Source organism: Lysinibacillus sp. NPDC093210 (assembly GCF_044753985.1).
In the GTDB taxonomy this organism is placed as follows: domain Bacteria; phylum Bacillota; class Bacilli; order Bacillales_A; family Planococcaceae; genus Lysinibacillus.
The window spans coordinates 39850-65089 of the sequence record NZ_JBIVOE010000002.1 but is presented as its reverse complement, the minus strand read 5'-3'; the positions used below and the strand labels follow the sequence as shown (position 1 = coordinate 65089).

24 protein-coding genes and 1 other annotated feature (1 of these 25 cut by a window edge) are annotated in these 25240 nt (G+C 37.9%); of the genes, 20 read left to right on the top strand and 4 right to left on the bottom strand.

Features of this window, described 5'->3' with window-relative positions; translation table 11 throughout:
• The first annotated feature begins 11 nt into the window (after positions 1 to 11).
• The 13 genes from ACIP9C_RS05925 to ACIP9C_RS05865 all read left to right on the top strand — a co-directional run bounded on the left by ACIP9C_RS05925 (position 12) and on the right by ACIP9C_RS05865 (position 11447).
• Positions 12 to 734: a GntR family transcriptional regulator gene (locus ACIP9C_RS05925; protein WP_340823470.1), complete on the top strand. Its 723-nt coding sequence runs from the start codon at positions 12 to 14 to the stop codon at positions 732 to 734.
• Between the two features lie 4 nt (positions 735 to 738).
• Complete coding sequence (locus ACIP9C_RS05920; protein ID WP_401009238.1) at positions 739 to 1458, top strand: sugar isomerase domain-containing protein; 720 nt, start codon at positions 739 to 741, stop codon at positions 1456 to 1458.
• An 18-nt stretch (positions 1459 to 1476) separates the two neighbouring features.
• Positions 1477 to 1746: an HPr family phosphocarrier protein gene (locus ACIP9C_RS05915; protein WP_401009237.1), complete on the top strand. Its 270-nt coding sequence runs from the start codon at positions 1477 to 1479 to the stop codon at positions 1744 to 1746.
• A complete protein-coding gene (gene ptsP / locus ACIP9C_RS05910) occupies positions 1740 to 3452 on the top strand; it encodes a phosphoenolpyruvate--protein phosphotransferase (RefSeq protein WP_401009236.1) in 1713 nt (570 codons plus the stop codon). Before ACIP9C_RS05915 ends, ptsP begins: the two co-directional genes overlap by 7 nt.
• Before the next feature lie 39 nt (positions 3453 to 3491).
• Positions 3492 to 4667, top strand: coding sequence for a GNAT family N-acetyltransferase (locus ACIP9C_RS05905; protein WP_401009235.1), 1176 nt, complete (start codon positions 3492 to 3494; stop codon positions 4665 to 4667).
• 261 nt (positions 4668 to 4928) lie between these two features.
• Positions 4929 to 5240: a PTS sugar transporter subunit IIB gene (locus ACIP9C_RS05900; protein WP_401009234.1), complete on the top strand. Its 312-nt coding sequence runs from the start codon at positions 4929 to 4931 to the stop codon at positions 5238 to 5240.
• A gap of 12 nt (positions 5241 to 5252) precedes the next feature.
• Positions 5253 to 5573: a PTS sugar transporter subunit IIA gene (locus ACIP9C_RS05895; protein WP_401009233.1), complete on the top strand. Its 321-nt coding sequence runs from the start codon at positions 5253 to 5255 to the stop codon at positions 5571 to 5573.
• Positions 5574 to 5609: 36 nt separating this feature from the next.
• Complete coding sequence (locus tag ACIP9C_RS05890; RefSeq protein ID WP_401009232.1) at positions 5610 to 6941, top strand: PTS sugar transporter subunit IIC; 1332 nt, start codon at positions 5610 to 5612, stop codon at positions 6939 to 6941.
• A gap of 26 nt (positions 6942 to 6967) precedes the next feature.
• Entirely contained in the window at positions 6968 to 8050 is a 1083-nt protein-coding gene (locus ACIP9C_RS05885) for a DUF871 domain-containing protein (RefSeq protein WP_401009231.1), read from the top strand.
• A 74-nt stretch (positions 8051 to 8124) separates the two neighbouring features.
• A complete protein-coding gene (locus tag ACIP9C_RS05880; protein ID WP_401009230.1) occupies positions 8125 to 9108 on the top strand; it encodes an N-acetylglucosamine kinase in 984 nt (327 codons plus the stop codon).
• A gap of 171 nt (positions 9109 to 9279) precedes the next feature.
• Positions 9280 to 10041 carry a tRNA threonylcarbamoyladenosine dehydratase gene (locus ACIP9C_RS05875; protein WP_401009229.1) on the top strand — a complete coding sequence of 254 codons (762 nt, stop codon included), beginning with the start codon at positions 9280 to 9282 and terminating at the stop codon, positions 10039 to 10041.
• 279 nt (positions 10042 to 10320) lie between these two features.
• Complete coding sequence (locus ACIP9C_RS05870) at positions 10321 to 10707, top strand: hypothetical protein (RefSeq protein WP_401009228.1); 387 nt, start codon at positions 10321 to 10323, stop codon at positions 10705 to 10707.
• A 221-nt stretch (positions 10708 to 10928) separates the two neighbouring features.
• On the top strand, positions 10929 to 11447 hold the full coding sequence (locus ACIP9C_RS05865) for a hypothetical protein (RefSeq protein WP_401009227.1): 519 nt from the start codon (positions 10929 to 10931) through the stop codon (positions 11445 to 11447).
• 210 nt (positions 11448 to 11657) lie between these two features.
• Here the strand turns inward: ACIP9C_RS05865 and ACIP9C_RS05860 are convergent, their stop codons facing one another.
• A complete protein-coding gene (locus tag ACIP9C_RS05860) occupies positions 11658 to 12941 on the bottom strand; it encodes a replication-associated recombination protein A (RefSeq protein ID WP_401009226.1) in 1284 nt (427 codons plus the stop codon).
• A gap of 135 nt (positions 12942 to 13076) precedes the next feature.
• Here ACIP9C_RS05860 and cymR point away from each other — a divergent pair, with 135 nt between their 5' ends.
• The 4 genes from cymR (at position 13077) to ACIP9C_RS05840 (ending at position 16762) form a co-directional block, all read left to right on the top strand.
• Complete coding sequence (gene cymR / locus ACIP9C_RS05855; RefSeq protein ID WP_340823491.1) at positions 13077 to 13496, top strand: cysteine metabolism transcriptional regulator CymR; 420 nt, start codon at positions 13077 to 13079, stop codon at positions 13494 to 13496.
• 102 nt (positions 13497 to 13598) lie between these two features.
• Entirely contained in the window at positions 13599 to 14744 is a 1146-nt protein-coding gene (locus ACIP9C_RS05850) for a cysteine desulfurase family protein (RefSeq protein ID WP_401009225.1), read from the top strand.
• A gap of 92 nt (positions 14745 to 14836) precedes the next feature.
• A complete protein-coding gene (gene mnmA, locus ACIP9C_RS05845; protein WP_401009224.1) occupies positions 14837 to 15961 on the top strand; it encodes a tRNA 2-thiouridine(34) synthase MnmA in 1125 nt (374 codons plus the stop codon).
• Positions 15962 to 16102: 141 nt separating this feature from the next.
• Entirely contained in the window at positions 16103 to 16762 is a 660-nt protein-coding gene (locus tag ACIP9C_RS05840; RefSeq protein WP_401009223.1) for a tetratricopeptide repeat protein, read from the top strand.
• Between the two features lie 196 nt (positions 16763 to 16958).
• On the opposite strand, the gene ACIP9C_RS05835 is transcribed toward ACIP9C_RS05840, so the two are convergent.
• From ACIP9C_RS05835 to hisA, 3 genes are all read right to left on the bottom strand, one after another.
• Entirely contained in the window at positions 16959 to 17693 is a 735-nt protein-coding gene (locus tag ACIP9C_RS05835) for a GTP pyrophosphokinase (RefSeq protein WP_401009857.1), read from the bottom strand.
• A 330-nt stretch (positions 17694 to 18023) separates the two neighbouring features.
• Entirely contained in the window at positions 18024 to 18311 is a 288-nt protein-coding gene (locus tag ACIP9C_RS05830; RefSeq protein ID WP_401009222.1) for a hypothetical protein, read from the bottom strand.
• Positions 18308 to 19075, bottom strand: a complete 768-nt coding sequence (gene hisA / locus ACIP9C_RS05825; protein WP_401009221.1) for a phosphoribosylformimino-5-aminoimidazole carboxamide ribotide isomerase — start codon at positions 19073 to 19075, stop codon at positions 18308 to 18310. Before hisA ends, ACIP9C_RS05830 begins: the two co-directional genes overlap by 4 nt.
• A 192-nt stretch (positions 19076 to 19267) precedes the next feature.
• Here hisA and recD2 point away from each other — a divergent pair, with 192 nt between their 5' ends.
• The 3 genes from recD2 (at position 19268) to hpaB (ending at position 25094) form a co-directional block, all read left to right on the top strand.
• The gene (gene recD2 / locus ACIP9C_RS05820) at positions 19268 to 21712 is read left to right on the top strand and encodes an SF1B family DNA helicase RecD2 (protein WP_401009220.1); all 2445 of its coding nucleotides are present in this window, start codon (positions 19268 to 19270) and stop codon (positions 21710 to 21712) included.
• A 32-nt stretch (positions 21713 to 21744) separates the two neighbouring features.
• Positions 21745 to 23445 (top strand): polysaccharide deacetylase family protein, encoded by a 1701-nt coding sequence (locus tag ACIP9C_RS05815; RefSeq protein ID WP_401009219.1) that lies wholly within the window; start codon positions 21745 to 21747, stop codon positions 23443 to 23445.
• Positions 23446 to 23663: 218 nt separating this feature from the next.
• Positions 23664 to 25094, top strand: a complete 1431-nt coding sequence (hpaB, locus tag ACIP9C_RS05810) for a 4-hydroxyphenylacetate 3-monooxygenase, oxygenase component (protein WP_401009218.1) — start codon at positions 23664 to 23666, stop codon at positions 25092 to 25094.
• 107 nt (positions 25095 to 25201) lie between these two features.
• Positions 25202 to 25240, top strand: a binding site (T-box leader); it runs 179 nt beyond the window's last position.

Genomic DNA, 25240 nt, shown 5'->3' with positions numbered 1-25240 from the left:
TGGTGCAAGGCGTGTTAGATAAAAATTCTCATATACCAATCTATATACAAATAGAAGAAGTATTAAAGCAACGGATTTATTTAGAGGAATACAAAATTGGCGAAAATATTCCATCAGAGCGAGAGCTTTCAGTTCAATTTGATGTGAGTAGAATGACTGTCCGTCAATCGATTACCAATTTAGTAAATAGTGGATTGCTTTATCGTGAAAAAGGCAGAGGTACTTATGTTGCCAATCCAAAGTTGGAACAGCCATTAATGGGATTAACAAGTTTTACGGAGGATATGCGTGCAAGAGGTATGGAACCAACTAGTAAAGTACTACGTTTCGAAAAAATTGTACCACCGTTAGATATTGCAGGAGATTTAATGTTAGAACGGGGTGAGGAAGTATTTTTCGTAACGAGGATACGAAGTGCCGATTCTAAACCGATGGCGATTGAAAGAACATATATTCCAGTGAAAGTATATCCTGAATTAGATGAAAAGAAAATTATGGGTTCGTTGTATGCGCTTATTGAAGCGAAATTCCATCAGAAAATTGGCAATGCCATTCAGCAAATGGAAGCGGCAATTGTAGCAAAAGAAGATAGTAAATATTTACAAATTAATAGTACTGCACCGGTTTTAATTATTAAACGAACAAGTTATTTAGCAGATGGTGTGCCATTCGAACTTGTGCGAAGTACTTATCGTGCTGATCGATACAAATTTATAAGTGAAATTAAAAGGTGATATGATGCGTGCTTATTTTCATGAACTACAAAGGCTATTAGATCTTGTGCTAGAGCAGGAAAATACGCTATTAGCAGAAGCTGCACAAATGATTGTTTCACGTCTTCAAAGTGGTGGAATTGTCCAATTGTTTGGTTGTGGACATTCACATCTTTTAGCACAAGATGCATTTTACCGTGCGGGAGGACTTGTGCCTGTACGTCCAATTACTATTGAGCCATTAACTTTATATGCAGGAGCTTTAACATCTTCAAAAAATGAAAAGGACCCAACGATTATCGTACGACATAAAGATGAATTTCAATTTCAGGAAAATGATGTTTGCATCGTCATTTCCACATCTGGTCGAAATAATGCCCCAATAGATGCGGCATTACTAGCAAAACAGTCGGGTATCCTTGTTATGTCTATGCAATCACTTGAGTATTGTGAACAACCAACACGTCATATTAGTGGAAAACGTTTAGAGGATGTTGTGGATGTTGTTATCAACACACATATTCCTGTAGGGGATGGTCTATTGCACCATCAACAGATGCAATACGCACCTGCGTCGACGGTGATTGGTTCTGCAATTCTTCAAGCGCTATTCAGTCACGTTATTGAGTCATTGGCTGATTGTCAGGAGGTATTGCCTGTTTTTGAAAGTAACAATGTTGAATCGAATAAGCATCATAACGAATTGATGATTGCAAACTATCAATCTCGCATTAATTTTGAGTGAAAATTTGGAGGGGTATCAATGAATAAAACATTTAAAATTACAACACCAGAAGGTTTACATGCTCGACCAACAGCGCTATTAGTAAGTGCTGTCACACCATTTGAAAGTGAAGTTCAGTTAATCTACAATGATAAGTCTGTTAATTTAAAGTCCATCATGGGGGTCATGGCGCAAGGCATCGTGACGGGAAGTACGATTACGATTTCTGCACAAGGAGCAGATGCAAAACAGCTAATGCAAACAGTTACAGAAGTGATTGTAACTAAAGGAATTGGTGAAGAATGTTAGAAATACAGGGTATTGCCGTTTCTGAAGGCATTGCCTTTGCGAATGCTTTTTGTTTAATGGAACCAGATTTATCATTTGAGAAATTAACGATTACAGATATACAGGCAGAATTGGAACGTTTTAAAGTAGCACTCGCGCAATCGAAGAGGGAATTACAAGAAATTTTAACACTCGCTCAGAATAAATTTGGCGAAGACAAGGCGGCTATATTTGCTGCGCATTTATTATTGCTAGAAGACCCTGAAATGTTAGCAGCCATTGAAGAAAAAATTAAAACAGGCAGTAATGCTGAGTATGCTTTACATGAAGTTTCCAATATGTTTATTGGCCTGTTTGAAGGAATGGACAATGTTTACATGCAAGAGCGAGCAGGGGATATTCGTGATGTATCAAAGCGTTTACTAGCCCATTTATTAAATGTTGAGCTACTAGATATGAGCCGTTTATCAACGGATGTCATCATCGTAGCTGAAGATTTAACACCATCAATGACGGCACAGCTAGATACTAAATATGTCAAAGGATTTATAACAGATATTGGTGGTAAAACATCTCATTCTGCTATTCTCGCACGCTCACTAGATATACCTGCAATCGTTGGAACAAAAATGGCTACAAAGGCAATTAAACATGGCACACCAATTATTATGGATGGCTCAAATGGCAATATTATTATCGATGCTACACCAGAAGTGTCAGCGTTTTATGAGCAACAGCAACAAAGGCTTAATCAGCAGCGGCACGAGCTCCTGCAATATCGCGCAATGTCGAGCGTAAGTGCGGACGGTCATAGTGTTGAGCTTGCGGGCAATATCGGCAAGCTAGAAGATGTGGAAAAGGTAATGGATGCAGCTGGAGATGGCATCGGCTTATTTCGAACTGAGTTTTTGTATATGGAACGACAGGAGCTCCCAAGTGAAGATGAACAGTTTCATGCGTATCGCACAGTCCTTGAAAAAATGCAGGGAAAGCCAACGATTGTTCGGACATTGGATATTGGTGGTGATAAGCATCTCCCTTATTTAAAGCTACCAGCTGAAATGAATCCATTTTTAGGCTATAGAGCGATTCGTATTTGCCTAGACCAACAAGCAATGTTCCGTACACAGCTACGTGCATTACTAAGAGCAAGTGCTTATGGCAACTTGAAAATAATGTTTCCAATGATTGCAACGTTAGATGAATGGAGAATGGCAAAGCAATTGTTGTTTGAGGAAAAAGCACATTTGCAAGCAGAAGGGGTTGCAATAGCTGAAACAATTGAACTCGGAATAATGGTAGAAATTCCGGCAGCCGCGATGATTGCTGATTTATTTGCAAAAGAAGTAGATTTTTTCTCGATCGGTACAAATGATTTAATTCAATATACTTTGGCAACAGATCGTATGAATGAAAATGTCTCGTATCTATATCAACCTTATCACCCAGCAGTACTGAGACTTATAAAAAATGTTATTGATGCAGCTCATAAACAGGGGAAGTGGGTAGGTATGTGCGGTGAAATGGCAGCAGATGAAATAGCAATACCTATTTTACTCGCTTTAGGCTTAGATGAGTTTTCCATGAATGCTTCCTCCATTCTCAAAACGAGAGCACATATTGCAAAGCTTTCGAAGAAGCAGTTAGCCCAACATATTGAGCAGCTTTTAATGTTATCTACTGCATCTGATGTTGAAGCATATGTAAAAAACCATCTAGGTATTTAAGTGTTTATTTTAGAATATTCTGAAAACAAGGAGGGCGTCATGGACATACAATATGTTCCGGCAAATGATTATCAACAAATTCATCGATTACGTGATTATTGCTTTCCAAATAAATATAGCGGTGCGCGGCGCGAAGATTTTCATTATTGGATTGAGCATAGTGCAACTTTAGGAGCTTATGATGGCGATAAAGTTGTTGGGCAGCTTTTAATACTACCGCTTAATATGACGATACATGGTGAAAACTATGAAATGGGTGGTATTGGATTTGTGGCAACATATCCTGAGTACCGTCAGCAAGGAATTATAAAAAAGCTAATGACGGCTTCTCTAAAGGAGATGCGACAACATGGGCAAACCATCTCGGTACTTGCACCCTTTTCCGTTTCTTTTTACCGTTATTTTGGCTGGGAATTATTTTTTGACAAACTGCATTATGCAATTCCTAACTCACAGTTTCCTCAGTTCGGCAAACAGTTAGATGTGGTAAAGCGTATGAGCTTTGAATGGCCAGATAGTACGCTGTTCAAAGCAATTCAACAATTTCATAATGCACAGGCAAGCGTTACAAATGGGGGGATGCTACGTGACGCAGCTTGGTGGAAACGCATTGAAAGAAGGTCACCTGAAAGTCATTTTGCTGCGTGTTTTCTGGAACAAAAAATAGTAGGATATATCCGCTATACGATTCAAGATGGCATCTTTTCAATCCATGACTTTATTGTAAAGGATCATTTAGCGGAACAAGCACTATGGCGCTTTATTACATCACATGCAGCAAGTGTACACACAATCGAAGGAATTACGGCAAATGATAGCCATTTTGGTTTTAATTTTGAAAATCCGCAATTTCCAAAAAAGATCATACAAGATGTTATGGTCAGAATCGTGGATGCTTTTGCTTTTATGCAACGCTATCCATGGGGAGATTTACAGCAAACTTTGTACGTTCGACTAGAGGATCACTTTTGTCCGTGGAATGAACATATTTACATGATAAATAAAGATGGTGATATCTCAATAATTGAGGAAAATTCCATGTCTGAAAAGCATATGCTAACATTACCAATCAACTTATTTTCTGCGATGATGGTCGGTTATCTTAGTGTGAAAGACGCAGTGACTTTTGCGAATAAAGTGCTAGATGCTGAAGTAGTACGTTATTGGCAACAGGCGATTCCAGCAAAGCGACCTGCATTTTATGAATATTTTTAACTTGCTGTAGCAAAAGATAAAAATGAAAATTTTTTTGAAGTTTTTTCTGGACTATACCAGTTAAGGAAAGCCATTTATTAGCAAGTATCGAACCAATAGCCCAATTATTTATTACCTTCGAAAAGGTATAAAATGACTAAAAAAGTATATTGTGGTATATACCAATTGGTGCTATTCTCAATATAAGAAAGCGATTTCATTATAGTCGTCAAATCGTTAAAAGGTACTAAATTAAAAAAAGACAATGAGGGAGTGCTGACGATGAAAAATATTATGTTAGTTTGTGTGGCAGGGATGAGTACGAGTTTACTAGTTTCGAAGATGCAGAAGGCTGCTCAGGAACAAAATATTGAGGCTGATATTTTTGCTATAGCAGAAAGTGAAGTAGATAAAATTTTAGCAAATAAGAAGGCGGATGTACTGTTACTTGGACCGCAAGTTCGTTACTTAAAATCAACATTTGAAACAAAATTCAAGGAATTGAATTTTCCAATTGATGTAATCAATATGGCTGATTACGGCATGATGAACGGTGAAAATGTCTTAAAACAGGCATTAAAGCTGATTGGATGAGGGGGTAAGCCAATGGAAGAAACAGCAATGATGCAGTCCATTATGGGGTTAATTGTCCATAGTGGTAATACGAAAAGTGAATGTATGGAAGCACTTCAGTTAGCAAAAAAGGGGCAAATTAACGAAGCAAAGGAAAAAATAAAGCAGGCAAATGAAGCGCTAGTTGAGGCTCATCATTCACAAACAGCATTGTTAACGCAGGAAGCAAGGGGAGAAAAAGTCGAAGTATCGATGCTATTAATTCATGCCCAGGATCACTTAATGAATGCAATCACGTTTCGTGATTTAGCGCAAGAAATGATCGAACTATATGAACAAATCAAAGGGGAGTAACATCAGTTTTTGATGTCACAATAAAAAGCAAAGGGAGTGTGTGGAATGTTCCGATTTTTAGAAGAAAAATTTGTGCCGGTAGCTGCTAGAGTTGGGAGTCAGCGTCATTTAGTTGCCATTCGTGACGGTTTTATTACGATTATGCCATTGACAATTGTAGGCTCGTTAGCTGTATTAATTAATAACTTACCAATTGACTTTTACCAAAATGCACTGGACTCCATTTGGAAGCATGAAACATGGACGCAATTTGGCGGTAATATATGGGGTGCGACATTTGGTATTCTGTCGCTGTTACTCGCGTTCGCAATTGCTTATAACTTAGCAAAAAGTTATAACAAGGACGGTCTTTCAGCTGGGGTTATTAGTCTTTCAAGTTATTTAACATTCGGTACGTTTGGTGAAGGTGGTTTAACAGGTTTAACAACGGGAACGGGCGGGATATTTATCGCCATTATCGTGTCCTTGTTGTCTACTGAAGTATTTTGTAGATTATCAGGTAATAGTAAGCTACTAATTAAAATGCCTGATGGGGTACCACCAGCAGTTTCGAAATCATTTGCAGCATTGCTGCCAGCTATTATTACAATTGGTGTTTTTGCATTAGTTCGTACAATTATTTCTGCAGGCTTTGATATTCCGGATATTGTTGGTTCATTCTATTCAACGATTCAGGAGCCGTTTATGGGCTTAACAAATACGTGGGTTGCTGCCATAATTTTAGCCTTTATTCCAGCATTCTTATGGACGCTAGGTGTTCATGGTGCTAACATTATCGAGCCATTTATGCAAACGATTAATTTACCCGCGATTGATGCAAACGTTGCAGCAATTTCTGCTGGTAAAGTTGCACCTTATATCGTGAATAAGCCATTCTTTGATGCATTCGTCAATATGGGTGGATCTGGTACGACAATTGCACTTATTATCGCGATTTTCATTATTGCACGAAAAAATAAGCAATATAATACCGTTGGAAAATTATCCGCGGCACCAGGGTTATTCAATATTAACGAGCCGTTACTATTTGGTCTACCAATCGTTTTAAATCCAATTTTATTTATACCATTTATTTTAACGCCAATGGTTAACGTAACAATTGCTTTCTTTGTAACAAAATGGGGTTGGGTTCCAGCGGCAACTGTTTCAGCACCATGGACTACACCGCCGGTTATTAATGGATTTTTAGTAACTCAATCTTGGACTGGAGCTGTTTTAAGTCTTGTGTTAATTGCGATATCAGTTTGTATCTATCTTCCATTCCTAGCGATGGCGAACCGAATTGCTAAACAGGAACAAAAAAAGTCAGAGCAAGCACAAGAACAACAGCCTGACATCACACCAGAGATTCAAAAAGTAGAAGTGTAATAGCTTAGCATTGGAGGTATTGTCATTTGAGAAGATTAGGAATTTCACTATATCCACAGCACAGCACGCTAGAAGAAATGCAACAGTATGTTCAGCTAGCACACGATAATGGCTTTGATCGTATATTTACATGTCTTCTATCTTTAAACAATGAACATGAAAAGCTTAAATTGCAGCAAATAAATTATTTTGCAAAACAGCTAGGTTTTGATATTTCTGCTGATATTGCACCAGCTGTTTTTGAAGATTTAGGCTTAACGTATAAAAATATTGCTTATTTTAAAGAACACTACCATCTGGCGGCATTGCGTTTAGATATGGGATTCTCAGGTCAAGAGGAGGCGTTAATGTCTTTCGATGATAGTCAGTTGAAAATTGAGTTAAATATAAGTAATGGAACAAAATATGTGGATAATATATTATCCTACCAACCGAACCGTGACAATATTATAGGCTGTCATAATTTTTATCCACGACGATTTACTGGTCTTTCTCGACAGCATTTTTTAGCCACATCGAAAAATTTTAAAGCTAACTATATACGGACAGCTGCGATGATTTCTTCACAGCATGCACTATACGGTCCTTGGGAAAAAACCGAGCATGGTCTACCAACACTTGAAGAGCATCGCGATTTACCGATTACTGTGCAAGCAAAAGATTTATGGCACACTGGCTTAATCGATGATTGTATTATTGGCAATATGTATGCTTCAGAAGAAGAGCTAAAAGCATTGGGACAATTAAATCGTCATAAGTTGGAGCTGAAAGTTGTACCATCCTCTGAAACAACTGTGTTAGAAGAAGCAGTCTTATTCAAAGAGCCTCATTTTAATCGAGGCGATGTATCGGATTACGTTATTCGTAGTACACAATCGCGAGTGAAATATAAAAATGGTGATTTCCCAGTTCATGATACGCATGCATTGCAACTAGGGGATGTTACGATCGATAATAATTTAGATGTACGTTATAAAGGTGAGCTACAAATAGTTTTAAAGGAAATGCCGAATGCTGGCTCTACAAATGTAGTTGCTAAGGTAGTGGAGGAAGAACGCTTTTTAATAGCGAAAATTCAACCATGGGCGTCATTCGGTTTTACAAAATAATAGAACTTAAAAGGAGGATTAAGCCGATAGTTGTTTGTGCTTAATCCTTTTTCATATAGAAAGGAGCAAAAAGGATGTATGTGCTAGCGATAGATGGAGGAGGTACAAAAACTTGTGCTGTTATTTGTGATGAATATGGCACTATTTATGGCAAGGTGATGACATCACGTAGTAACCCAACTGCCATGGATGCACATGATTTTGAGGCAACTATTCACAGATTGTTACAGGAATTGCAGGAGCAAACGCCACAAATATTGACAGCAATACATAGTTGCTTTGCTGGTATGGCAGGGGTGAAGGAACGGCAAGCTGAAAGTATAGTAGAAAGTATTATTCGACAATATGTTGATAAGACGACGATCGTTGTAATAGAAAATGATGCTTTAATTGCGCTATATGCTGGTACGATGGGACAAGAAGGAATTGTCCAAATTGCTGGTACGGGTGCGATTACGCTTGGGTTCAACCATCAGCATATGTTTAATCGTGTTGGTGGCTGGGGGTACTTATTTGATGATGAGGGTAGTGGCTATGATTTAGGTATTCATGCGTTAAAGGCTATTTTTCAAAGCTATGATCAGCGTGCACAGCCAACAGCTTTAACAGATATAGTACTACAACATTTCTCAGTTGAATGTGTTCCGCAATTAATTGAACATATTTATGGGGTGGAACATCCAAGAACAGTGATTGCACCACTTGGCAAATATGTTTTTCAAGTTGCAGAAAAAGGAGACCGTATAGCCAAACACATTATGCAAGACGCTTGTGTCAAATACTTTACGGCGATAAAAACATGTTATGCCAGCATGTCATGGGGGCGAGAAAATATACCCGTAGTATTAGCGGGCGGTATATTTTCAAATAATCCTACTATTGTTGCACATCTGGAACAACTAGCATTAGAAGTTCAATTGCCAATGGAATTTATTTTACCTGATTTAGAGCCGATTGGTGGGGCTGTTGTCGGAGCCTTTAAACAAGCGCACGTTCAACTAGATGAGTCATTTATTGCAGCATTTCAAGCAAATTTTAAAAAATGGGAAAATGACTAAGTAGGCAAAAAACAACCATCTATGCACAATTTTTTAGTACAACGACTGTGTGAGTTCTTTTTGAGAATTTCCACTTGAACAATATCATGATAGAATGTAATATAGGTTTGATTTTATCTTAGTATATAACTAGGTTTACTAATAAAAATTAGATAGATGGAGAGTGTAAGGATGTTACATCAATTTTCTCGTAACGAGCTCGCGATAGGTACTGAGGGACTCGAAAAATTAAAAAATACAACAGTAGCCATTCTAGGTGTAGGTGGCGTTGGCTCATTTGCTGCAGAGGCATGTGCTCGTAGTGGTATTGGTCGCATTATTTTAGTTGATAAGGATAATGTAGATATTACGAACGTTAACCGTCAATTAGTAGCGTATCTTTCAACTGTAGGAAAATCCAAATCTGGTGTTATGAAAGAGCGTATTGCTGATATTAATCCAGAATGTGAAGTAATTGATATGCATATGTTTTATACAGAAGAAACATATGAGGGATTTTTTGCACAAGGAATCGATTATGTTATTGACGCGAGCGATACTGTGATCTATAAAATTCACATTATGAAAGAGTGCTTAAAACGTAACATCCCAATTATTTCAAGTATGGGTGCTGCCAATAAAATGGACCCAACCCGCTTCAAAATTGCAGATATTTCGAAAACGCATACAGATCCATTAGCAAAAGTTATTCGTACAAAATTACGAAAAGATGGTATTCATAAAGGGGTAACAGTTGTATTCTCTGATGAAAGCCCGATTGTCGTACGTCCAGATGTCGTAGAGCATGTGGGGAAACCAGATGCTGCTATCCGCAAGGCGAAAATGCCACCATCTTCTAACGCATTTGTCCCTTCTGTTGCAGGTTTAATAGCAGCAAGTTGGGTAGTCAATAAAATTGTAGAAGATGTGAAAATTACTCGAGTACAAGGCTAGTCATTTTTCTTGTGTTTAGCAGTAACTAGCACATTGAAATTGAACATGTTCTTATGTTAATTAAAAGAAGAATCTGCAAAGTTTTCCTTGGAGAAGTTGTGAGTTTGTGCCTGCACATGCTTACTTTTTCATAGATGACTTGTAGATTCTTTTCTTTTATGACAAGAAAATCAGTAGGAGAAATGACTAAAAATGCTCCCTTATGTTACTTATGCAACAGTCGTTCACTTTTTCTATGTTACAATAGGGCTGTTATAAAAGAGGGGGCATTCATTAATAATGGAGCAAATTTATCAAATGGAATATAGAGGATTGAATCTATTCGATGAAATTAGCACAGTGGAATTAGCGATTGATGAGGACAGAAAGACGATACATATTTTTGATGTTGGACAGGTTGTGACACCTGTTTTTAATTTTGATGTATCTGCTTATGAATTATCAGATGGCTTTTATAAAATGGCGGATATACTTCGACATAAACGAATTTTAACTGAACAGCAACCAGCGACAGAGCTGACGTTAAGCCAATGGCTAATTACGAATAATGCGTATTTTTATAGTCCAAAACAAAGAATTAAAAAATATGCAAACGGTAGCATCGTCGAAATCATTGATCAAGAAAAGGAACAATTTTTGTTTGATTACTATATACAAAGAGTTTAATTTTACCAAAATAATTAATTTTACGTACACAAAATGCTAATAATTCACGAAATTGCCTTATTTTTTTCATGTACTCACTTCTTCTTTTGGTTTATTGCTATAATTTGAATAATTCCAATATATAGAGATAATAGGTCAGCTTGTTTGGAATGTTCAAATCTACTTAGGGGAAGTGGAAATGGCGTTTGCTAAAACAAATGAGAACATGGGAGAGTGGGAAAATGGAAATACAAGTAATTCGTGAACATTTAGATATCGTAAAACTTCAAGAGAAAATGAATAGTATTGTATTTGATTATTTAGATACGTCTAATAATTACACAAAAGCCATGAGAGCTTTAACGCCTTTATATACACAAGCTACAACATTTTATAAGGAATATTTAGTTGCTAGAGCAGGTGAACTACCAAAAGCCAATACATATTGGCACTTGTTTATAGATTGTAGTGCCAAGCTTTGTTATTTTTTAGCAGCATCTATCTATTATTCTTCAAATGAGCTACAAAAAACACCTGAAAAAGTAACACGTTTATTAGCAATTGCCGCCCATTCTTTACCAAGTATTGAGCAGGAAGAGAATGAGGAGCTATTAACTGCTATTATCACCCTATATGGTGATGTAGTAGAAGATAGTGATCAGGTAGCTGCTTTAAGAGAAGAAGTACTTGCCCAAAAAGGTGACGTCAAGCAATGTTTACAGCAATTTAAATTGTTTGTTGAGAAGGAATCCATTAATTAATAAGAAATGAATTATTACCATTGTCGAACAGTATAACGACAATGGTTTTTCATTTTTGTGAGGGAGTGAAAATGAAATTGTTTATGTGCCTGGCACTCCACTACGCTTTCCGCGCAGCACAAGTTGTAAGCCGCTGGCGCGCGGTCTGTTGCGGCTTACGTTGCGTGCGTTCTTTTAAAGGCATGGTAAATTGTTTGAGTGCCTGGCACTTTACTTGTGACGGAATGATTTAAGTTTATCGTAAATACTTGCCATCCGTTTCTCTTCACCTGCAATAACTGGTTTATAAAATTCTGTACCGACAAGCTCGTCCGGTAAATATTGTTGATCTACCCAGCCACCAAAAGTACCGATAGGGCTGTTATGCGGATATTGATACCCAACATGGCCTAAATCTTTGGCCCCTTCATAATGTGCATCGCGTAAATGGTGCGGAATATCGCCCGTTTTACCTGCATGGATACTTGCAATCGCTGCATCAATAGCAGCTATTGCAGAATTTGATTTTGAAGCAAGGCACATTTCAATTACAGCACTTGCTAGTGGAATCCGTGCTTCAGGTAATCCTAAACGTTCTGCTGCCTGAACAGCTGCAAGCATGTGTGCTCCTACTTGTGGGTTGGCAAGACCAATATCTTCATACGCCATAACGAGTAAACGGCGACTAACTGCGACCAAATCAGCTGTTTCAAGTAAATGTGCTAAATAATACAATGCCGCATTCGTATCGCTCCCACGTACCGATTTTTGTAATGCTGATAGCAAGTTATAAAAGTGTGAGCCATTTTTATCCCCGTACACGCCAATTCTGCCAATAAGATGTTCTAGAATATGGTCAGAAGCTATTGTTTGTCCGTTCACTTCATCACTTGCATAATAAATCGACTCGAGCAATGTTAGTGCCTTGCGTGCATCTCCATTTGCAGCTGTAGCGATTTGTTCAACTTGTGGATCTGTCAGTGCAAAATGATATTTTCCTAGTCCACGTTTGTCATCAGTAAGTGCCTTTTGAATAAGTACTACTAAATTGGCTGTTGTTAATTTTTTTAACTGATGAATTTCTCCGCAACGTGAGCGAATAGCAGGGTTTACATCATGATACGGATTTTCAGTTGTCGCACCTATTAAAACAATAGAGCCATTTTCCACATGTGGTAGTAATGTATCCTGCTGTAATTTATTGAAACGATGTATTTCATCTAGAAACAGTATAACTTTCCCAGAAATTCTTGCTTCTTGTACTATATCTTCAACGTCTTTTTTCCCAGCACGAGTCGCATTAAGTGCGAAAAAGGGTAGTTTAGAGCTTCCTGCGATGGCATTTGCTATTGATGTTTTACCTATGCCTGGCTCTCCGTATAATAACATGGAAGGAACATGCCCATTTTGAATCATTTTGTATAGAGCAGTATCAGGACCGACAAAATCTTGTTGACCAATGATTTCATCCAGCGTTAATGGGCGCATCCGATATGCAAGTGGTTCATTATGCAAAAGAATATCCCCTTTCGTACGTTTGTTCTAATTCATAGTATATCATAACCTTCCAAGAGTATTTCCGAGTTCTTCAAGAGGAGATTATGATATACTGTTGGTAGTATTTTGACTAGACTAATTGAGGGTGATAAAATGAAAATTTCTACAAAGGGCCGTTACGGTCTCACGATTATGATTGAATTGGCAAAGCATTATGGTGAAGGGCCAATTCCATTACGCAAAATTGCTGCTGAAAAGGAGCTTTCTGAAGCGTACTTAGAGCAACTCGTATCGCCATTGCGCAATTCAGGTTTGGTAAAAAGTGTCCGCGGAGCTTATGGAGGTTACATGCTTGCAAACCCACCAAGTGAGATCTCAGCAGCGAATGTAATTAGTGTATTAGAAGGACCGATTCAGCCTGTAGAGGGTATCGAAAATGAGGAAGCACCTCAACGCGAACTATGGTTACGAATCCGTGATGCTGTGAAAAATGTATTAGATACAACGACTATTGAAGATTTAGCACAGTATACAGAGGAAAATGCAACAGACGGCTATATGTTCTATATTTAATATTTCTAGGCTAAAGCACCTCCAAAGGTATAAGCGCTGTTAGGTTTTTACCACTTGGGAATGAATAGTGCTTTAGTGTTTTCGTATAAAGGAGTTTTCAACATGAATTCATATATCTATCTTGATCATGCGGCAACATCCCCGATGAATGACAAGGTAATAGACGCGATGACTATAGCGATGCGTGATGTATTTGGAAATGCATCAAGTATTCACGGAGTTGGACGAGAGGCGCGCAAACATTTAGATAATGCACGTGATGTCCTAGCACAATCGATAGGTGCGAAGCCAGGGGAAATTATTTTAACAAGTGGCGGTACGGAAGCGGATAATATGGCAATTATTGGAACAGTTACTGCGCGAGCTGCTGAAGGCAAGCACATTATTACAACTCAAATCGAACATCATGCGGTGTTACATACTTGTGAGAAGCTAGAACGAGATGGCTTTGAGGTGACGTATTTACCAGTTGATGCGCATGGACGCATAACTGTCGAAGCGGTACAAGAGGCGTTACGTGACGATACGATTCTTGTAACAATTATGTACGGCAATAATGAAGTGGGTTCAATCCAGCCAATTGCTGAAATAGGTGAGTTGTTACGTGAGCATAAAGCGTCGTTCCATACAGATGCTGTTCAGGCTTATGGTTTAGAGACAATTGATGTAGCAGCTTTGCAGGTTGATTTATTAAGTGTGTCTGCGCATAAGATTAATGGGCCAAAAGGGATTGGCTTCCTTTATCAGAAATCTGGTACACCACTTGCTAGCTATGCGTTAGGCGGTGACCAGGAAAAAAAACGTCGTGCTGGTACTGAAAATATACCAGCTGTTATAGGCTTTGCTACTGCTGCTGAAAATGCAAGTCAGTTGCGCGAAAGTAAGCGAACACTGTACAATCGCTTTAAACAAATTATGCTTGAGGTTTTTACACATGAAAAACTAGTATTTCATGTCAATGGCGATACACTTAATGTCCTACCGCACGTATTAAATGTCAGCTTTGCTAATATGGAGGTAGAGTCATTTTTAGTGAATCTTGATATGGCTGGTATTTGTGCATCCAGTGGTTCTGCATGTACAGCTGGTACAATTGATCCTTCGCATGTGTTAGTTGCTATGTATGGCAAAGGAGCAGAGGAGTTACGAAACTCTATTCGCTTTAGCTTTGGCCAAGGTCTAACAGAAGAAGCTGTCCGCCAAGCGGCAGAAAGAACAGCAGCGATTGTGAAAAAGCTGGCAAAATAATTTGTTAATTACTATCAATTTAAACCGAATTAATATTTGCAAAGCCTTAGAGTTCGGTTTATATGAATTGAATAAAAGAAAAGGTGACCACAATGATCGAAACACGTGACCCATCGGAAATTCGTGTCGTCGTCGGCATGTCAGGTGGGGTAGACTCTTCGGTTGCTGCATATATGCTAAAGCAACAAGGGTACGAAGTAATTGGTATTTTTATGAAAAACTGGGATGATACAGACGAAAATGGCGTTTGTACAGCAACAGAAGACTACGAAGATGTAATTAAAGTATGTAATCAAATTGGCATTCCCTATTATGCGGTGAATTTTGAAAAGCAATATTGGGATAAAGTGTTCACATACTTTTTAGAAGAATATAAAGCGGGACGCACACCTAACCCTGATGTAATGTGCAATAAAGAAATTAAATTTAAAGCATTCCTAGAACATGCAATGAATCTTGGTGCAGATTACTTGGCAACAGGACATTATGCACGCATTGATCGCAGCGGTGATGGCGAAGTACGTATGCTTCGTGGTGTTGATGATAATAAGGATCAAACTTATTTCCTTAATCAATTATCGCAAGAGCAACTAGCGCATGTAATGTTCCCAATAGGAGATATCGAGAAAAAAGAAGTGCGTAAAATTGCAGAAGAAGCAGGTCTTGCTACAGCCAAGAAAAAGGATTCGACTGGGATTTGTTTTATTGGAGAGCGTAACTTTAAAGAGTTTTTAAGTCAATACTTGCCGGCTCAACCAGGCAAAATGGAAACGATGGATGGCGTAGTTATGGGGCAACATGATGGTTTAATGTATTATACATTAGGCCAACGTCATGGTCTTGGTATAGGTGGAGACGGTGAGCCTTGGTTCGTACTTGGAAAAGATTTAGCGCGCAATGTGTTACTTGTCGGCCAAGGGTTCGACCACGATGCTTTATACTCAACTTCACTGACAGCTGTGAAAATGGGCTATACTTCGACAAAAAAATTGCCCGGGAAATTTTCTTGTACTGCGAAATTCCGCTACCGTCAAACAGACACACCTGTTGAGGTAGAAATTTTAGAAGATGGTCGCGCGCACATTGAGTTTGCTGAACCAGTACGTGCTATTACACCCGGACAGGCTGTTGTTTTATATGACGGTGAAGTTTGCTTAGGTGGCGGTACAATTGATGAAGTCTTTAAAAGTAATGAAAAACTAACATATGTTGGATAACTTGCAAAAGGGCTGCAAAACATACTTATTTCAGTTGAGTTTCTTAGGAAATAAGAAATGCATTGAGTATATGTAGTCACTCAGTGTAAACGAAAAAGCGATAGGATTTGCAGCCTTTTCGCTACATAGAGGTGAAATGATTTGGATTTTAACGAGCAGGGCATACTAGCATTCCAAGAAAAACGTTATGAGGATGCTGCACAACTATTTACCCAAGCAATTGAAGCAGAGCCTGATAATGCAATTGGCTATGTGAATTTTGGGAATTTATTGGCTGTACTAGAAGATGCAGAACGAGCAGAACGCTTTTTTCAAAAGGCAATTACTGTAGACGAAACGGCAGCTACTGCATATTATGGCTTAGCCAATTTATATTATAATGCGGAACGCTATGCAGAAGCATTAAAACTTTATGAGCATGCGGTACAGCATAAAATTGCAGGTGCAGATGTTTATTATATGATGGGGAAATGCTTTGAACGAATGGAAAATCCAAAGCTTGCATTGCCATATTTACAACGTGCGGCAGAGATTGCGCCTGAAGATACACAAATTCGACTTGCGTATGCTATCGTGCTATGTGCATTAGAAATGTTCGAAGAAGGTAAGAAGGAATTAGATTATATAATCGAGCAAGATTGGAATAATGCAGATGCTCATTATAATTTAGGTGTTCTGTATGCGGTATCTACTGAACAAACAGAGGATGCAATGTATCATTTGAAGCAGGCATTTACGATTCAACCAGAATATGACCAAGCGCGCTATATTTACGATATGATTGCCCAACGATTTAACTAAAGAGGTTGGGACAAAAGTGAAAAAGTGTTAGATTGACTGTAATCAATCTAACACTTTTTTTCTGTGACCGTTGTTGTCCGCTACTGCGGACGCTTTCCGGGGGCACACCGTAAGCCGCAACCTTCGCTAACGCGCGGAATGCCCACATCTTATGCTGCGTGCGTTCCTGCAGGAGTCGCCGCCATCTTTCGGTCAATTATTTACTATCTTTACTGTCAAATGTGAGTTGTGATAAGTATTGCGCTAAATGTGCAACCGGTGTGGTATCTAAAAGTGAAGATTCTGCTTCATTTTCCTTTAATATATTTATTTCTTTATTGAGCCGTTCCATTTTACGATCTAATTCTGCAGCTTGTAATGCCGCATCTTTAAGTTCGTTACGAATGTGTGCAGGTACTTCTTTATTATATTTATAATAAATTTTATGTTCGAGACTTGCCCAAAAATCCATTGCAATCGTACGAATTTGAATTTCAGTATATACTTTTTCCATTCGATCGGACATAAAGATTGGGATTTTAATAATAAGGTGTAGGCTTTGGTAGCCATTTTCTTTTGGATAAGCAATATAATCTTTTACATCGACGACTTCAATATCATTTTGTGCTTGAAGCATCGCACTTACTTTGTAAATATCTTCTACAAAAGAGCACGTAATACGGACGCCAGCTATATCACGAATGTTGTCGCGAATACTATCAATGGCGGGTTTTAGCTCTTTTTTCGTCATCTTCAATAATATGCTTTTTGGTGATTTCACTCGGGTGGAGACATGTTCAATTGGATTATATTCATGAATAAGCTTAAATTCTTCTTGTAAAATATTGATTTTCGTTTCAACTTCATTTAATGCAAATTTATATGCTAGGAAAAAGCGGGTAAGCTCTGTTTGGAAAGTTTTTAAAGTTGTAGCTTCGAGTTCGTTTTTCATCATAAAATAAATCCTTTCTTCTGAAAAAATCGTTCTATCCGTGATAGGATGCAAGTTGAGCTCCTTATCGGATGATAGGGCAACAAAATTAGTATGCCTTCTTTCAAGCTTAACAAAAAGAAGGTGAAAATAGAAATTTGTGCTCTACAAAATAATGCATGTAAGTCACTGTAGAACAGCGTTGCTTCTCGTTCCAAGCACTCCTATTCCACAGGCACTGCTACAATTAATTATTGTGTCTTTGTTTTTGAAGGAGACTATCAGTTTATAAAAAGAAAAATACTTCGAAAGGTGAAGCCCTCGAAGTATTTTGTCTATGTTCTTATTATTTTAAACGATAACTTTAGCATCTAAATTGTAACGCTTATTGAACTCGTCAACGAATAGTTGTAAGTCAATATAAGTACCGATATATGGCTCGGTTTCTTGATCACGTAGGAAGCCACAAGTTGCTTTTAATGATTTAGAAAATTCAAGTAACATTTGTTCGTTATCAAGTTGAATCTGTAATGATAACGAATCATCCAACGTATTGACCTTGAAATATTTTCTATCAATAATACGTTCTAAATTTGTTTCTTCAAATGGAAAAACAAAATCATTATATATTAGTTTCACAGTACCCCTCCTTTTTTACAATAATTCACAACTTCGGTATAAGGTAAATCTCCACCAAAAATAGAAAGTGAGCTACCAATTGTGACATGAAGCTTACCGTTTGAAATGGCTTTGAACTTCTCTAAGTCTTCTAAAGAACGAACTCCGCCAGCATAGGTTGTTGGAATGGAGGTCCAAGCAGCTAAATCCCGTACCAAACTCTCTTGCATACCGCCTTTTTTTCCTTCAACATCGACAGCGTGAATCAGTAATTCATCACAAAATGCCTCAATATAGGCAATAGTCTTTGCATTCACTTCAAAATCACTAAACTTGGTCCATTTATCAGTTACTACAAACCATTTGTTATCGCGCATTCTGCAGCTTAGATCAATTACGAGATGTTTTTTCCCAATGGTATGAACTAATTGCTCTAAGCGATTAATGTCGAGTTTTCCATCATGAAAGATATAGGATGTCACGATAACATGCGAGGCACCCGCATCTATGTACTTTTTTGCGTTTTCTGCAGTAATGCCACCTCCGACTTGTAGGCCTTCTGGATATGCTGCTAATGCTGCTATTGCGGCTTGTTCATTTCCACTGCCAAGCATGATGACATGACCACCTACTAATTGATCCTCCGCAAACATGTTAGCATAATAGCTAGAATCATAATCTGAAATGAAATTTTCGATAACTTCTTGATCTGTATGTCCAAGTGTACTTCCAACAATTTGTTTTACTTTGCCATCATGTAAATCGATGCAAGGTCTAAATTCCAATAGCTCCACAATCCTTCCAAACAACAAGTTCATTGTATCTATCATAGCATGGTTAGAGATAAATGAGCCGTAATTCGTCATTTGTCAAAATAATGTTAAAAATTTTTAGGTTTTTCTAGTTAAAACGATTTTTCTTAACGTGCTGTGGTAAAATAATAAAATTGAAATAAACGAGAAGGGGACGAATCGATAATGACAGAAAATCTAGATTTATTTGAGTTGAATAAGCTATTTATTCTCGGACGTCCTATTGTATCTATTTTCCATAATACTCAAAATATGTATTCTATTGTACGTGTGAAAATCCAAGAAACAAATTTGCAATATGACGATAAGGAAATTATTGTAGTTGGTTATTTCCCGCAATTGCAAATGGACGAACAATATCGTTTTACAGGAAGTATGAGACAACATCCAAAATATGGTGTACAATTTCAAGTTGAGACGTTTACAAAGGAAGTGCCCGCAACTGAGCAAGGAATTGTTCATTACTTATCAAGTGACTTATTTGTTGGTATAGGGAAGAAAACTGCTGAAACAATTGTTGAAAAGCTTGGTGCAAATACGATCCGTCTTATATTAGAAGATCCAAATGTGCTCGATGTTGTACCTCGATTATCGGCTGAAAAAAAGGAAGTCATCCATCGAACAATTGAGCAAAATCTTGGATTAGAGCGTGTCATGATTCAATTGAATGAATGGGGATTTGGTCCGCAGCTCGGAATGAAAATTTATCAAACGTATCGTACAGAAACGATTGATTTTTTGACTGAAAATCCTTATCGACTCATTGAAGATGTGGATGGTGTCGGCTTTTTTCGAGCAGATGAGCTTGGTGCAAAATTAGGCATAACTGGTAATCATCCTGACCGTATTAAGGCTGCGATTTTACATACCCTAAATACAGCTGCATTATCAGACGGCCATGTATTTTTAGATGCGGAGCACGTTTTGCCACAAGTGAAAGAAATGCTCGAGCAAAGTCAACGCCAAGAAATCCCGTATGAAGCAATCTCTAAGGCTTGTATTGATATGCGTGAGGAAAATAAAATATATGGGGAAGAAACAAGACTTTATTTGCCATCCTTATATTTTTCTGAGATTGGAATTGCGTCAAAAATTATCGCGTTAACTGAACGAAATAGTCAGGCTAAGCATTTTAGTAAAGATGAAATTCGCAAGGCCATCGGAGATACGGAAGCTTTTTTAAACGTCACCTATGCAGAAACACAAGCGTTTGCCATTGAACAGGCTCTTAATTCAGCTGTGATGATTTTGACGGGTGGTCCTGGTACAGGAAAAACGACTGTTGTCAGAGGTATTGTAGAAGTATATGCAAAGCTTCACGGTCTTTCATTAAATCCTAAGGAATATGCACAAAAAGAAGAGCCATTTCCTATTATTTTATGTGCTCCAACAGGACGTGCTGCTAAACGATTATCAGAGTCCACAGAGCTACCTGCTATGACAATTCACCGTTTGCTAGGTTTTACAGGTCAGGAGAAGGAAGAAGAAACCGAGCGAGAAGTTACTGGAAAACTTATAATTGTCGATGAAATGTCGATGGTTGATACATGGCTTGCCCATCAATTATTAAAATCTTTACATGAGGATGTTCAAGTTGTTTTTGTAGGTGACCAGGATCAGTTACCACCAGTAGGCCCAGGACAAGTACTCAAAGATTTACTTGCCTCGCGACAAATTCCGACTGTGGAACTGACTGATGTTTATCGTCAGGCAGAAGGCTCAACGATTATTGAACTTGCCCATCAAATTAAGCGAGGTACAATTCCTAATGATTTGACGATGAAAACGTCTGATCGATCATTTATTAAAGCATCACCAGATCAAGTGGCAAACGTCGTAACGCAAGTTGTAAAAAGTGCTGTATCGAAAGGTCAAGAAATACGTAATATTCAAGTGTTAGCGCCGATGTATAAAGGGCCTGCTGGAATCGATAATTTAAATAAAATGATTCAAGACCTTGTCAACCCGAATGATACAGGCTCAAGAAAAGAACTTATCTTTGGTGATGTAACGTATCGTATTAAAGACAAGGTACTACAGCTTGTAAACCAGCCAGAGAGCAATGTGTTTAACGGAGATATGGGGGAAGTCATTAGTATTATTAAAGCAAAGGAAACGATTGAAAAGCAGGATTTGCTTGTCGTGTCATTTGATGGTATTGAAGTAACTTACCAACGGAGCGATCTTAATCAGTTAACGCTTGCATATTGTTGTTCCATCCATAAATCCCAAGGCTCAGAGTTTCAAACGGTGATTATGCCAGTAGTTCGTGGCTATTCTAAAATGCTACGTCGTAATTTGCTATATACTGGAATTACGCGAGCGAAAAATTTCTTAATTTTATGTGGTGAGCCAGATGTGCTAGCTAATGGCTTACAGCGTACAGACGATTTACAACGGTTTACGTCTCTGCGAGCACGACTTAACCCAATGGATGCATCTTCCAATGAGGTTATTGAAGTGAAGGAGACAACAGAGGAGACAATTGCGGGAGAAGGCCGACAAGAAGAACCTGTGACTGTTCTACAGCTAACAGTAGAAACGGTACCATATATACATCCAATGATTGGAATGGATGGCATTTCTCCATATGATTTTATGGAGGAATAAAAATTGAAAATATGTTTTATGAGGTGAAGAAAGTGAAACGCATCGTGTTATTGCTTCTATTTTTGCTGTTATTACCGTTCGCACAGAAGGTACATGCCAGTAATGTCGTTATTCTAGTGAATGAGGAAGCAACTGTCTTTGATAATCGTTCAGGCTCACTTGAACAAGTAGGAACATTATCCGGAGGGCAAACCTTTGAAGTGACAAAAGATTATGGGGCAAATTGGTGGCAAATTCGTTGGGGTGGTAGCTACGGTTATGTCGATAAACGTTACACAACCGTTGTTCCATCCACAACATATAAAAATACTGTTCCTTCAGTTGCGAAAATAAAAGATTATATTGTAGCAACGAAGGTAACGCCTATTTATGATAATACAAGCAATAAGTTAGTGCAATTTGCAACATTGTCGGAAGGTGTTCGTTTCCCCATTTATAGTAGAATGGGCAGTTGGTACGGTATTGCTGTGAACGGACGACTTGGTTATGTACATAGTAATTTTGTTACGGAAGAAAAAGGACAAGAGACAACGGATACATCAACGAAGCCGATTGGAAAGCCAACACCAACTCCAACACCAACACCGCCAAGTAAGCAAAATGGCTATATTGAAGCATTAGAAAATACAGTGCTTTATGACCTTCGTAGAGAACAGCCCATGTCTATCGCGACGCTTTTAAAAGGTCAGCAATTGGAAGTGGCAGGTGTGGGTGATGAAACCTATGTTCAAGTTCGTTGGGGCAAAACGTTTGTCTATGCTGAAAAATCGAAAGTGAAGTTTGTGAATACGCCAACTTATAAAAATGGTGGTAAGGATAATGCAGTAATAAATCAATATTTTATTCCGATATCAGGGAATAGTGAGATTTATGATCGAACAACTAACAAACTATTGCCATTTGCAAAGCTTGATACTAATCGACGTTATCCTATTTTACGAAAAGAAGCCAATTGGTATGTAACGATAATTGGTGGACGTGAAGGCTATATTCACAGTTCTAAGGTAGCTATAGATCGTGGTGTTCCTGTTATGATGTACCACCATTTATTGAAAGTGAATGAGCTTGGACGCTTTAAAAATGTAAGTACTACAATGACAGATACTCAATTCGCTAATGAAATGAAGTATTTGAAAGATAAAAAATTTGAAACGGTTAGTGCTGATGATTTATTACGTTTTATGCGTAATGAAATTACATTACCCGCTTATTCGATCGTCCTAACATTTGATGATGGCTTATTATCCACAAGAGAATATGCTTATCCAATATTAAAAAAACATGGTTTTCAAGCAACGCAATTTTTAATTACGTATCGAAATGAATATTCTCCTGCAGAGCAACTATTTAATTATAATGATTTACAAGCACTTTCAAGACAAGATATGGAGCTCATGCAAGATGTCTTTACGTATGAGTCTCACACATACAATTTACATGATATGATCGGAAATAAAGGGAAAATGTTGCTAATTCCATATCATGAAGTTGTACAAGATTTAAAGCGCAGTTTAACAATAATTCCTGGGGCAAAAGCATTTGCGTATCCATTTGGTCAATATACTACCAATACAATTTATGCAGTAAAAGAAGCAGGATTTGCAATGGCCTTTTCAACTAAGCCTGGCTACAACAATCCGTATGATGATGTTTACCAAATTAAACGCTTATACAGCGATCAACAAACGTCCTTCACACAGTTCAAAAAAATGGTCTCACCGTATGCACAATAACAGAGGATGGCTCTTAATTGCCTTCTTCGATTATACAAAACAAACCCGCACCTTCCATGAAGATGCGGGTTTGTTTTGTAAGGAATTACTCGATTAAATTTTTTGTGTGCAAACAAAAATAGCACAGTTCGGTGAATAAGAGGCGAGGAACGATTCAGCCTAATAGCTCATATAATACATGAGAATTAAAAACATAGGTCCATATTAGGGGTGAATGTATGCCAGCAATAACAGGCCAGCAATATATTAAACGCATTGACGCATTGCAAACATATATATCGATAGATGGGGAAGTCGTTACGGGAAATGTTTCAGAACATCCGGCCTTTAAAGGCGTTATACAAAGTCAAGCTAAACTTTTTGATTTGCAGCATGATGAAAATTTACATGATAGTATGACTTATGTGTCACCTACAAGTAACCAGCGGGTCGGGATGTCTTATCTACAAGTGACAAAGGACGAAGATTTGGTGAAAAGACGTCAAGCTGCTCGAGAGTGGGCTTTATCTAATCATGGATTTATGGGAAGAAGTCCTGATTATATGAACACTACTTTAATGGCATTGGCTTCAGCAGCCGAATACTTAAAAGATAAGCCGAATTGTTTTCCGGATCATCTGCTGAATTTTTATGAATATGCACGTGAAAATGATTTAACGATGACACATACATTTATTGAGCCTCAAGTAAACCGTTCTAGTTATCAGTATGAAGATGATGAGGTCATCATTGCTGCTAAAATTGTAGGGAAGACGAACGAAGGTTTGGTCATTAAAGGTGCAAGATTGCTTGCAACACAGGGGGGCATTACTGATGAGCTCCTTGTGCTATCAACAAATGGTTTTGATGAGGAAAAGGGATTTGGTTTCTCCATACCTAGTAATACAAAAGGTTTGAAATTTTTATGTAGACAGTCTTTTGTTGGCGGTGAATCCACGTTTGATTATCCATTAAGCGCTCGATTTGAGGAAATGGATGCAATTGTTGTATTTGACGATGTCGTAGTACCGTGGGATCGCGTATTTTATTATGAAAACACAGAAGTTGCGAATAGTTTCATGAATGTTAGTGGTTTCCAAGCATATTCTTTACATCAAGTATTGTCTCGACAAATTGCTAAAACTGAATTTGTTTTAGGCGTTGTACAATCAATTGTTGATACGATTAATATCGGTAGTTATCAGCATGTGCAACAAAAAGTAGTTGACATTATTGTAACGCTAGAAACAATGAAGGCTTTATTACTTAAGTCAGAAATAGAAGCAAAAAGGGATGTTTTTGGCTTTATAAGACCAGATTTACCAACATTGCAAGTTGCCATTCAAGTTTTCCCCAAAGTCTATCCAACCTTTACGGAAATAATCCAATTGCTTGGTGCAAGTGGATTAATGTCTATTCCAAGTGAAAAAGCATTTGCCGCAGATAATGGGGACTTAGAGCATTATTTACAGTCATTTAGAGATGGTGGAGAGGACCGTGTAAAAAAATTTCGCTTAGCGTGGGATTTAACGATGAGTACTTTTGGCACAAGGCAAACACTTTATGAGCGATACTTCTTTGGAGATCCGGTTCGCTTATCGGGCTTGCTCTACCAAACTTATAATCGCGAGTCATTTATGCAAAGAGTAGAAAATTTCTTAAAAAGATAGCTTTAAAGAAACGATTTATGTTTGAAGAATTCGATAATTTTGTATAAAATAGAAATGCAATGATTGACAGAAGAACATAATTTTTTTATAATGTGCGTTAGAAAATAGAAAAAACGATGATGGAAAAAGTACGTATTTGTGCGTGT